Origin of the sequence: Arthrobacter yangruifuii (genome assembly GCF_009192775.1) — a bacterium.
In the GTDB taxonomy this organism is placed as follows: Bacteria; Actinomycetota; Actinomycetes; order Actinomycetales; family Micrococcaceae; genus Arthrobacter_B; species Arthrobacter_B yangruifuii.
This window is the reverse complement of the sequence record NZ_VTFX01000005.1, coordinates 109,495-120,980: the sequence shown is the minus strand read 5'-3', so window position 1 is coordinate 120,980 and position 11,486 is coordinate 109,495. Positions and strand designations below refer to the sequence as shown.

Here is an 11,486-nt window from a genome sequence, read left to right as displayed (position 1 = left end):
CAGCCTAGGCCCCTCCGGGGCTGACCAACGTCCAGAGCACCACTGCTTCTTCCTCGGACGGGTTGTGCCAGGAGTGCGGCTCGCGGCCGGGGAAGGTCACGGTGTCGCCCGTGGTGAGCGGGATCCGCTCGCTGCCGAGGATGAGTTCGAAGCTGCCCTGGGCAACGTGGAGCACCTCCACCTCGCAGTCCACCGAATAGAGATCGGCTTCACCCGACCCGCCCGGGGCAATCACGGAACGGACCACCTGGACCCGGCGCTCGGTCCTGGCGGTGACCAGCCGTTCCACGATGCCCTCGCCGCCCAGATTGATCCGCGGGGCATCCGCCCATCGCGTCACATTGGTTTCCGGCGCGGCGAAGAGGTCTCCAATGGAAATGGACAGCACCTGGCACAGGGTGAGCAGGGAGGCTACCGACGGAGAGGTCAGGTCCCGTTCCACCCTGCTGAGGAACCCCTTGGTGAGGCCGGTGGCGTCGGCCACCTGCTCAATGGTCAGATGCCGGGCCTGGCGGGCAGAGCGTATCCGCACGCCGATGGCCACCGGGGCGTTGGTTGGTTCTACGGGCAGGGCCTTCATATTTACGAGCATACCGAGGGAAACCCGCACGTCGTGCCCAGGGGAAGACCCGGGCGGGCGGCCGGCACCTCGGCCGCCGAAGCGGAAGAGATGCCGGCCGCCCCGGCCGGACTACTGGTCTGCGGACTCCATTTCCGGCTGTTCCTCCGGATCCGGGATTTCCGGCGCGTCCTTGAGGTCCTCGCCGGTGTCCTCTCCGGTCCAGACCTTGATGACCGCCCAGCTGACGGCAGCAATCGGGACGGCCAGGATGGCGCCGATGATGCCCGCCAGGATGGTTCCGGCGGTGAGGGCCAGCAGGATGACGAGGGCATGGATGCTCAGGGACTTGCCCATCACCACCGGCTGCAGGAAGTTTCCCTCCAGCTGGTTCACGGCGATGATCACGATGATCACGATCAGGGCAACAACCGGCCCGTTGGCGACGAGTGCGATCAGCGCGGCGAAGACCCCGGCTGCCGTGGCGCCGACCAGCGGAATGAAGGAGCCGACAAAAACAATCACGGTCAGCGGCAGCGCCAGCGGAACCTGCAGGATGAACAGGGCCGCACCGATGCACACTGCGTCGACCAGCGCCACGATGGCGGTGCCCCGGATGTACCCGCCCAGGACCTCCATCACGCGGAAGCCCGAGAGGCGGGCCTTGTCGCGCCGGTCCCCTCTGGGGAAGAGCCGCAGGAAGAACGCCCAGATGCGGTCGCCGTCCTTGAGGAAATAGAACAGCACCACTGCCATCAGCAGGAATCCGGTGACGAAGGACGTCGCAGCGGAAATACCCGCAATGGCCCCGCTGCTGACCGTGCTGCTGGTGGCGAAGTCAATCACGCTGTCCCGTGCGGTGGCGAGCATGGAGTCATCCACCGGCAACGGCCCGTTGCGCACAAAGTCGTACAGCTTGTCGAAGCCTGCAACGGCCTGGTCCACCAGGTCGCCCCACTCGCTGCGGATGGCGAAGGCGATCCCGGTCACCAGCCCGCCGAGGACGGCGAGCAGTAGAAGGAAGGATAATCCCGTTGCCAGGGCGCTGGGCCAGCCTTTCCTGCGCAGCCAGTTCACAAACGGGGCAATGGCGGCACCGAGAATCAGCGCCAGCAGCACGGGGATGACCACCAGGGTGACCTGTCGCAGGCAGTAAACCGTGACGGCCACCAGCAGCAGGATCAGCAGGATCTGCGCCGAGCGCTGCCCGGCATGCCCTAGCGGACCGCTCCAGTAGCGTCCGGGCCTCGCATGGTCCGGCAGGGTATCCCTTTCGGCCCGTTCCGGAGATGGTGCGCTCATGTTCGCTCTTTCCTGCTCAGGGCTTGTCCTGGTGGTCAGTAGGGGAAATCGGGTCGCCGGCACCGTCCGCCGGCGTACTCACGGTATCCGACGCGGCGTGTCCGTTCTGCAGGCTGTCACGCACGTGTCGTCGCAGGACCTTGCCGATCATGGACTTGGGCAGCTCCTGGATCTCCACGATCCTGCGCGGCACCTTGTAGGCCGCCAGTTCCTTGCGGACATACGCGCGCAGTTCCTCTGCGTTGAAGCGGGTGCCGGCCTTCGACACCACGGCGGCCACCACGTCCTCCCCGCCGCCGGAGCGGAGCACGCCGACCACCGCAACGTCATCCACGGATTCATGGCGCTTCAGGGCGTCCTCCACCTCGGAGGGGGACACATTGAAACCGCCGGTGATGATCAGTTCCTTGATCCGGTCCACGATGGTGACAAACCCGTCCCCATCCACGGTGACGATGTCCCCGGTCCGGAACCATCCGCCGTCGAGCAGTACAGCTTCGGTTTCACGGGGCTTGTTCCAGTACCCGGAGAAAACCTGCGGACCCTTGATCAGCAGTTCGCCCCGCTCTCCCTGGGGTACGTCGACGGTGGGATGCTCCGGATCCACCACCCGGATATCGGTTAGCGGGAAGGGAACGCCCACTGTTCCCGTTTTCCGGGACTTGGCAAACGGGTTGCCCAGGGCGATGGGAGACGTTTCCGTCAAGCCGTAGCCTTCGATCAGGAGGCCGCCGGTGGCTTCTTCCCAGATCTCGACTGTGCGGGGCGGGAGGTTCATGGCACCGGAAATGGCCGACCGGACGCCCTTGAGGGAAATGTTCTGCTGTTTGGCCGCTTCAGCCAGTCGCTCGTAGATCGGCGGCACGGCGGGAAGGAAGGTGGCCGGGGTTTTCTTCATGGCCTTGAGCGTCATGTCGACGTCGAATTTGGGGAACAACACCACCTGTGCGCCCAGGCTCATGGCGGTGGTGAGGCACAGGGTCAACCCGTAGGCATGGAACATGGGCAGTACGGCATAGAAGGTTTCATTACCGGGCCGCAGCCCGGGCACCCAGGCACGTCCCTGCGCCGCGTTGGCCACGAGGTTCGCGTGGGTGAGCATCGCACCCTTGGGGTCGGCCGTGGTTCCGCTGGTGTACTGGATTGCCGCCAGATCCGCCGGCATCGGGCGGGGATAGCGTTTGCGCAGGGGGCGGTTGTCCAGCAGGTCCTGCCACCGGACGAGTTTGCGCGGGTGCCGCGGGGGCCGCTTCTCCGCGGACAGTGCGGCACGCGCCTGGCGCAGGGCAGGGACCGGCAGCTTCAACGCCAGCCGGTTGACCAGCGGCATGGCCGGGATCAACTCGACCGAGACGATGCTGCGGACGGGAATATCCGCCGGCAGCTTCTGGATGTTCTCCACTACCTTGTCCCAGACCACGGCCACGGTGGCGCCGTGGTCCTCGAACTGGTGCCGCAGTTCACGGTCCGTGTAGAGCGGGTTATGCTCCACGACCACTGCTCCCAGCCGCAGCGCCGCGTAGAACGCGACGACGTGCTGAGGCGAGTTGGGCAGCACAAGCGCCACCCGGTCCCCCTTACGGACACCGAGCTTCAGCAATCCTGCTGCTGCCCGCCGGATCTGGTCCCCCAGATCCCCGTAGGAAGTGGTGGCACCGAAAAACTGCAGGGCGGGCTTGGACCGGTACTTGCGGACCGAGTTCTCCACCACGTCAACGAGTGATTCGTCCGGGATGCTGAAACCCTCCAGGACCCCCTCGCTGTAGTGGCGGGTCCATGGGCGGTCCGGATCAGTAAGAGGGTAGTTTATGCTCACAATCCGACTTTAGCGCCTGCCCGTGTCGGACAAGAAGTCAGGGTGCTTACGATCGGGAAGGCGTGTTCGCGCGAACCGGCCGGTTCCGGGATTCAAGTACACTGGAACACGCGAAGGGGAGTAGCTCCGGCCCGGACTGTCACAGGTCCGCCCAGCCGAGGCCTGTCGACATACTGGATGCTGAGGCGTCCCGGCAGTCCACCCGCCGGCAGACCAGCCGCGGGCGAGCGAGACCTTCGGTCAGAAGAGTTATCTATTCACTGACCGGATTCCCCCTTTCCGGTCCCTGTCAGGAGCACCGTGACTTCCGATTCCCCGCCGGAGCCTTACTCCAGCGACCCCGCTTCGCCGTCCAACGCAGATCTGAAGCGCTGGCGGCAGTACCTCGCCGATGAGCGGGCCGAAGCGGCCACCTACCGGTACCTGGCCGAACGCCGCGAGGGTGAAGAACGCGACATCCTCCTGGCGCTGGCCGAGGCCGAGGGACGGCATGAGGAGCACTGGCGGACCCTGCTGGGCGACGACGCCGGACGCCCCACGCGCGCCTCCTTCCGCAACCGGATGCTCGGGCTGCTGGCCCGCCGTTTCGGTTCCGTCTTCGTGCTGGCACTGGCGCAGCGCGCCGAGGCACGCTCCCCCTATGCCCAGGATCCCAACGCCACAAGCGCGATGGCTGCCGATGAACAAATCCACGAAGAAGTGATCCGGGGTCTGGCGACCAGGGGACGGACCCGGTTGTCGGGAAACTTCCGGGCCGCAGTGTTCGGCGCCAATGACGGGCTGGTCAGCAACCTGGCTCTCATCATGGGCATCGGCGCCACCGGCGTGTCCAGCACCTTCATCCTGATCAGCGGCCTGGCCGGCCTGCTGTCCGGCGCGTTGTCCATGGGGGCGGGTGAATACGTTTCGGTCCGGTCCCAGCGTGAACTCCTGGAAGCCTCCCAGCCCACCCAGATCACGCTCTCGGCCGCGAAGTCCCTGGACATTGACGCCAACGAACTGGTCCTGGTGTACCGGGCGCGCGGCATGACCAAAGAAGCCGCCGAGCACCGTGCGGCCGAACGGATGGGCCTGTTCAGCTGCGACTGCGACCCGAGTTTCTCCCTCAACCCCGAAGCCGATAACGAAGGCAAGCGGGACGAGCACGAGTCCGTGGGGACCGGCCTCGGTGCCGCCGCGTCCAGCTTCTGCTTCTTCGCCTCCGGTGCAGTGGTTCCGGTACTGCCCTACCTGTTCGGCCTGACCGGTACAACCGCGGTCACCCTGTCCTGCATCCTGGTAGGGCTCGCGCTGCTGATGACCGGCGCCGTCGTCGGCCTGCTCTCCGGAGCCTCCCCGCTCAAGCGGGCACTGCGCCAGCTCGCCATCGGCCTGGGCGCTGCGGGGGCTACATATCTGCTGGGCATGATCTTCGGCACTACGGCGCTCTGACACCCCCGAATTCCGGGTGTTCAATTTGACTTGACGCGCCGTGGGCCGAGAGGCTGAGAGTGAAACGCTCGCGAATTATGTAAAGGGACGCAGACGTCTGGCAGCGTTACTTTATAGATTCTCCGCGGACGGGGAACCCTCCGCGCATGCTGACATCAAGAGTGGCTGCCGTCTGTCTGCCCGGATCCTCGACGAGGGTTCGGGCCCTTTTGCGCTGACATAAGGAAGGCCTATGGCTACCACTGAAGGTCCACCGCACGACGCCGGCAGGCACGCGGGAGATCCCCTCGCGCCGGTCCCCGCCACCACCCACTCCTCCGTGACAACGGAGGATCCCTCCTCGTCATCGATCCCCATCGTGGAGCAGGAACACGAACTCGTCCAGCAGATGATCGAGGGACAGCGCGAACAGGAAGCGGCGCTCAGCCGAGGCATTCCGGCAAAGTTGGACAAGGTGCTTTTCGCGGTCACCGGCGCCCTTGCCCTGGCGTTCATTGCCTGGGGCTTCTTCGCCACCGAAAACCTCTCCTCCGTCTCGCAGACTGCGCTGGACTGGGTGATTACCAACGCCGGATGGTTCTTCGTCCTGCTGGCCTCGTTCCTCGTGGTTTACGTGATCTGGCTGGCAGTGGGCCGCTACGGCAGGATTCCGCTGGGCAAGGACGGCGAAGAGCCGCAGTTCAAGACCGTTTCATGGATCTCCATGATGTTTGCGGCAGGCATGGGCATCGGCCTGATGTTCTACGGCGTGGCCGAACCCCTGTTCTATTACATCTCCCCTCCCCCCGGCACGGTTGAGGGCCAGACACCCGAAGCGCTGCAGACGGCCATGGGAACCTCGCTGTTCCACTGGGGCCTGCATCCGTGGGCGATGTACGCCGTCGTGGGCATTGCCATGGCCTACGGCACCTACCGTCTCGGCCGCCGGCAGCTGATTTCCTCGGCCTTCACCTCGCTCTTCGGTGCGAAGCGCGTGGACGGCGCCCTGGGCAAGGTGCTGAACATCTTCGCCATCTTCGCCACGCTCTTCGGCACCGCGGCTTCGCTGGGACTGGGCGCCCTCCAGATCGGCAGCGGCCTGCAGTCCGTCGGGTTCCTCGGGACCGCCGGGACCACCGTCCTGGTCGCCATTGTCGCCATTCTGACCGGCTGCTTCGTGGCCTCTGCCGTTTCCGGCATTTCGCGCGGCATCCAGTGGCTGTCCAACATCAACATGGTCCTCGCCGTGGTGCTGGCCGCCGTCGTTTTCGTGGTCGGACCGACCCTGTTCATCCTCAACGTGGTTCCGGCAGCCATCGGCGACTACGTCACCAACCTCGCCTCCATGGCCTCCCGCACTGAGGTTTCCGGCGACGAATCAATGCGCGCCTGGCTCTCCAGCTGGACCATTTTCTACTGGGCCTGGTGGCTGTCCTGGACACCGTTCGTCGGCATGTTCATTGCCCGGATCAGCCGTGGCCGCACCATCCGCCAGTTCGTCACCGGCGTGCTGATTGTTCCCTTCGTGGTCAGCGTGGTCTGGTTCTCCATCTTCGGCGGCGCCGCCATCGGAACCCAGCGCAACGCTGACGCCGCCGGCACGCCCGGACTGACCACTATGGTCGACGGCGAGCCCAGCATCGACTTTGACGGTTCGCTGTTCGACCTCATCACCGCACTGCCCATGCCGAACCTGCTGGCAGCCGCGGTAGGCATCCTCGCCATGGTGCTGGTGGCCATCTTCTTCGTCACCGGTGCGGATTCCGCTTCGATCATCATGGCGTCGCTGAGCTCCAACGGGGCCGAGCATCCGTCCCGCGGCGTCATCGTCTTCTGGGGCGTGCTGACCGGTGCCGTCGCGGCGGTGATGCTCCTGGCCGGCGGTGACGAGCCTGCCGAAGCACTGGACGGCCTGCAGCGGATCACCATTGTGGCGGCCCTGCCGTTCGCGGTGGTCATGCTGCTGCTGACCGTTGCCCTGGCCAAGGACCTGGCCAAGGACCCGCTGTCGCTGCGCCGCCGGCTTGCCGTGTCGGTGGTGGGCCGGGCCATCCAGTCGGGCGTGGAGGAGCACGGCTCCTCCTTCGACCTGCACACCACCGAGCACGACGACGGCACCCAGCCGCCGGCCGGGCCGGCACGCAAGTAGCATTTCGGGAAAACACAACGGCGGCGGCACGGATTCCGTGCCGCCGCCGTTGTGTTCTCCGGTGAAAGCGACCCCTACCAGCCACCGCGACGGTGTTCAATAGACCACCGCGAAATGCACCCCCGCAGAGCCTGATGTGTGCCGGAAGGCTTGTGCCCGCCTCCCGTTCTTCATAGCCTCCGTAAGTTACCATCCGGTAACTATCAGCCCTTCCGCACGACAATGAGGTCACTATGAGGAAATATCTGGCTGTTTTGGGGATATCCGCCACTTTGGTGGGCACATCCCTGGCCGCTGCCCCCGCTATTGCAGCACCCGCGGCACCTGCCGTCCGCACCGACGTCGTAGTCACCAGCTTTGACGGCACGCCCATCCATACCAACTTCTTCCCGGCCACCGGGCTGGCCGCCGGCCAGCAGGCACCTACCGTGATGGTGGGGCCAGGGTTCGGGCTGCCCGGCGGGCGCCTGCCCGGAACCACCACCAGCACGCTGATCGGCTCCATCGGCATCGCACCGCTGCGCAACGCCGGATACAACGTGGTGACGTGGGATCCCCGCGGATTCGGGCTCAGCGGCGGTGAGGCGTACGTCAACAACCCGGCCTACGAAGGCCGGGACGGCTCGGCCCTTATCGATTACATTGCCGCCCAGCCTGAAGCCAGCCTGGACGCGCCGGGCGATCCGGTGCTTGGTATGGCGGGCGCATCCTACGGCGGCGGCATCCAGTTTGTCCTTGCCGCCCAGGACCAGCGGGTGGATGCCATCACGCCCACCATCGCCTGGAATGACCTGACCTCCAGCTTGTACAAGGCCGGATCCTTCAAGAGCGGCTGGGGCGCCCTGCTCTGCGCCGAAGGAACCGCACTGGGCCAGCTGGGGTCCCTCGTAGGGAACCAGGGAGCCCTTGCCGCCCCGGTCCGCCAGGCCTGCAAGGAAGGCCTGACCTACCCCAACCGGCTCAGCCCCGCGTCGATTGCCTATTTCGAATCCCTGACCCCGGACACGATGTTCACCTCGATCACGGCCCCCACCCTGATCATCCAGGGCACCGCGGACACGCTCTTTACCCTCAATGAAGCCACGCGGAACTATCAGCTGATCAGCAGCACCGGCACGCCCACCAAGATGCTGCAGTTCTGCGGCGGGCACGGGTTGTGCAACTCCACGGCCGGACCGGACCGCATCACCCCGGCGGTCCTGAACTGGTTTGCCCGCTATCTGCGCAACGAGCCGGTGGACACCGGTGCTGCGTTCCAGTTCATCGACCAGGCCGGCGTGACCCGCGGAGCGCCCGGCTACCCGGCGGCCACGGGAGCCCTGTCCGGCACAGGAAAGGGCTCGATCGTCCTCTCCCCGGCCGCCATCAGCGGCGTTGTGGTGGCGGCGGCCGCGGCACCGGTGGCGGTCAACGTGCCGATTGCCTCACCGGCGGTTTCGACGTCGGTGTTCGGGGCTCCCCAGCTGAGCCTCACCTACCGCGGCTATGCGCCGCAGGGCAGCACGCACGTGTATGCCCAGATCATCGACAAGGCGCGGGCATCCCTGGCGCTGGGCAACCAGGTCACCCCCGTGCCGCTCATCCTGGACGGCAGGGAGCACACCGTGACCGTGCCCCTGGAAGAGGTGTCCTACACGGTCACGGCTGCCAGCCGGCTGGTGCTGCAGGTTACGCCGGCCACCTCCGTCTATGCACTTCCGAAAGCCACTGCCCTGACCAGCTTCACCGCGTCGGTGACAGTGCCTACGGTCGCGGCCTACCCGGCCATCCCCTAAGCCGGCCTCCGAAAGAGGAGAGGGACCCTGCCGGCGGCAGGGTCCCTCTCCTCGTCGTACGGACGTCCCGGCGGTTACCTGGTGCCGGCGGCCCGCAGCTGTTCTTCCACCTGCTCCAGGCTCTGTCCGCGGGTTTCCGGAACATAGCGGCGCACAAACAGCAGCGCCAGCAGGCCAAGCACCACGAAGATGAAGAACGTTTTCGAGATGCCAATGGCGTCCATCAGGATCGGGAAGGAGAACCCGACGGCAAAGTTGGTCATCCACTGGATGAAGACCGACAGCCCGATACCCAGGCCCCGGACCTTCAACGGGAAGATTTCCGAGAGCATCAGCCAGGTCACCGGTGATACGGCGCCCTGCTGGAAGCCCAGGAACGTCACGGTCAGCGCCAGAATGATCGATGCGCGGACCGTTCCTTCGGAAACGACAATGGACACAATACCGATCAGCAGCAGCGAGGACCCGGTGCCGATCAAACCGGTCATCAGCATGCGGCGGCGGCGGACCCGGCCCAGCAGCCAGATGCCGAAGATGGCTGCGGCCACGGAAACGACGCCGTTGGCGATGTTCGCGGTGAGGGCGGCTTCGGTGCCGAAACCGGCGTTGGAGAGGATCTGCGTGCCGTAGTACATGATCGCGTTCACGCCCGTGATCTGCTGGACAATGGACAGTCCCATGCCAATGAGCAGCACGCGCAGCAGCCACGGCTCGGCGAAGTCCCGCAGGCTGCCTGCCTGAGCGGAGTCCTTTTCGGCCAGGGTACGCACCTCGTCGAATTCCGTCTGCGCTGCTTCGGCGCTGCGGATTCGTTTGAGGGCGGTGAGGGTTTCCCCGAACCGGCCCTTGGACGCCAGCCAGCGCGGGCTTTCCGGCACAAAGGCGATGCCGATCCACAGGGCGATGGCCGGCACGGTGGCCACCACGAGCATCCAGCGCCAGACCCCCTGGTCTTCGCCCCAGAGGTTGCCGATCACCGCGTTGGCCACGAAGGCGACCAGCTGGCCGGTCACGATCATCAGCTGGTCCCGGGTCACCATCTGTCCGCGGCGTTCAGCCGGTGCCAGTTCGGCCAGGAACACCGGCACCAGAGCGGACGCTCCGCCGACGGCCAGTCCGAGCACCACCCGGGACATCACCATCACGGCGATGGTCGGAGCCAGCGACGTGCCCAGGGTTCCGAGCAGGAAAACGACGGCGAGTCCCATCAGGACCTTCCGCCGGCCCAGCCTGTCCGTCAGCCGGCCCGAGATGACGCCGCCGAAGGCGGCACCGAACAGCAGGCTGGAGGTGATCAGGCCTTCGGTGAAGGGGGTCAGGCCAAGATCGTCCTGCATGTACGGCAGCGCGCCGTTGATGACGCCGGTGTCATAGCCGAAGAGGAACCCGCCGAGGGTAACGATCCACGATGCACGGCGGAGCGCACGTCTGGGCGATGGGGTTTTCGCGGCCCGGGCGGAGCCGGAAGAAACTGAGCTGGACATTTCGAACTTTCTTATCTGGACGCACAAAACCCCCGTCCTACGGATTTTATCCGTAGGACGGGGGCGTGCGCGGTGGAACTAGAGCGCTGCGTAGACTTCGCGCAGCAGCGTGGCGGTCTCGGACGGCGTCTTGCCGACCTTCACGCCGGCAGCCTCGAGGGCTTCCTTCTTGGCCTGGGCCGTTCCGGCAGAGCCGGAGACAATGGCGCCTGCGTGGCCCATGGTCTTGCCTTCGGGAGCCGTGAAGCCGGCCACGTAGCCGACAACCGGCTTCGTGACGTTGGCCTTGATGAATTCAGCGGCACGTTCTTCGGCGTCGCCGCCGATTTCGCCGATCATCACGATGGCCTTGGTTTCGGGATCCGCTTCGAACGCCGCCAGGGCATCGATGTGGGTGGTGCCGATAACCGGGTCGCCGCCGATGCCGATGGCGGTGGAGAAGCCCAGATCCCGCAGTTCGTACATCATCTGGTACGTCAGGGTGCCCGACTTGGAGACCAGGCCGATCGGGCCCTTGGAGGTGATGTTGTTGGGGGTGATGCCAACCAGGGCTTCGCCCGGAGTGATGATGCCGGGGCAGTTCGGGCCGATGATGCGCGTGACCTGGTTGCCGTCGGCGTCCACCTTGGACTGGGCGTGGGCCCAGAACTCGGCGGAATCCTGCACGGGAACACCTTCGGTGATGACGACGACGAGGCCGATGCCGGCGTCGATCGCTTCCATGACGGCGTCCTTGGTGAAGGCCGGCGGCACGAAGACGATGGAGACATCGGCGGCGGTCTTGTCCATGGCCTCGGCGACGGTGCCGAAAACGGGCAGTTCCACGTCGCCGTGGGTGACCGTGGTACCGGCCTTGCGGGCGTTAACGCCGCCGACAACCTGGGTTCCGGCCTTGAGCATCAGGGCGGTGTGCTTGGTTCCTTCGCCGCCGGTGATGCCCTGAACGATGACCTTGGAGTCCTTGTTCAAAAAGATAGACATAAGGGGATTC

Annotated in this window: 8 protein-coding genes; 3 read left to right on the top strand and 5 right to left on the bottom strand. The window is 65.7% G+C overall.

What is annotated here, in order from left to right:
- Nucleotides 1-4: 4 nt before the first annotated feature.
- The 3 genes from GD627_RS11520 to GD627_RS11510 form a co-directional block, all read right to left on the bottom strand.
- Nucleotides 5-580, bottom strand: coding sequence for a helix-turn-helix domain-containing protein (locus GD627_RS11520; RefSeq protein ID WP_152272616.1), 576 nt, complete (start codon nt 578-580; stop codon nt 5-7).
- A 111-nt stretch (nt 581-691) separates the two neighbouring features.
- Entirely contained in the window at nt 692-1,861 is a 1,170-nt protein-coding gene (locus GD627_RS11515) for an AI-2E family transporter (protein ID WP_152272615.1), read from the bottom strand.
- Between the two features lie 16 nt (nt 1,862-1,877).
- A complete protein-coding gene (locus GD627_RS11510) occupies nt 1,878-3,677 on the bottom strand; it encodes a long-chain-fatty-acid--CoA ligase (RefSeq protein WP_152272614.1) in 1,800 nt (599 codons plus the stop codon).
- Between the two features lie 300 nt (nt 3,678-3,977).
- Between GD627_RS11510 and GD627_RS11505 the strand changes: the two genes are divergently transcribed.
- From GD627_RS11505 to GD627_RS11495, 3 genes are all read left to right on the top strand, one after another.
- Complete coding sequence (locus GD627_RS11505; protein ID WP_146362934.1) at nt 3,978-5,108, top strand: VIT1/CCC1 transporter family protein; 1,131 nt, start codon at nt 3,978-3,980, stop codon at nt 5,106-5,108.
- A gap of 232 nt (nt 5,109-5,340) precedes the next feature.
- Nucleotides 5,341-7,236 (top strand): BCCT family transporter, encoded by a 1,896-nt coding sequence (locus GD627_RS11500; protein WP_152272613.1) that lies wholly within the window; start codon nt 5,341-5,343, stop codon nt 7,234-7,236.
- 233 nt (nt 7,237-7,469) lie between these two features.
- On the top strand, nt 7,470-9,011 hold the full coding sequence (locus GD627_RS11495; RefSeq protein WP_152272612.1) for an alpha/beta hydrolase family protein: 1,542 nt from the start codon (nt 7,470-7,472) through the stop codon (nt 9,009-9,011).
- A gap of 74 nt (nt 9,012-9,085) precedes the next feature.
- Here GD627_RS11495 and GD627_RS11490 read toward each other — a convergent pair whose 3' ends face one another.
- Complete coding sequence (locus GD627_RS11490; protein ID WP_152272611.1) at nt 9,086-10,495, bottom strand: sugar porter family MFS transporter; 1,410 nt, start codon at nt 10,493-10,495, stop codon at nt 9,086-9,088.
- 78 nt (nt 10,496-10,573) lie between these two features.
- Complete coding sequence (gene sucD / locus GD627_RS11485; RefSeq protein WP_146362942.1) at nt 10,574-11,476, bottom strand: succinate--CoA ligase subunit alpha; 903 nt, start codon at nt 11,474-11,476, stop codon at nt 10,574-10,576.
- Between the last annotated feature and the right edge of the window lie 10 nt (nt 11,477-11,486).

Coding starts and splice junctions, on each gene's coding strand:
- GD627_RS11520 (WP_152272616.1), bottom strand. CDS start 580: ATGAAGGCCCTGCCCGTAGAACCAACCAACGCCCCGGTGGCCATCGGC.
- GD627_RS11515 (WP_152272615.1), bottom strand. CDS start 1,861: ATGAGCGCACCATCTCCGGAACGGGCCGAAAGGGATACCCTGCCGGAC.
- GD627_RS11500 (WP_152272613.1), top strand. CDS start 5,341: ATGGCTACCACTGAAGGTCCACCGCACGACGCCGGCAGGCACGCGGGA.
- GD627_RS11495 (WP_152272612.1), top strand. CDS start 7,470: ATGAGGAAATATCTGGCTGTTTTGGGGATATCCGCCACTTTGGTGGGC.
- GD627_RS11490 (WP_152272611.1), bottom strand. CDS start 10,495: ATGTCCAGCTCAGTTTCTTCCGGCTCCGCCCGGGCCGCGAAAACCCCA.
- sucD (WP_146362942.1), bottom strand. CDS start 11,476: ATGTCTATCTTTTTGAACAAGGACTCCAAGGTCATCGTTCAGGGCATC.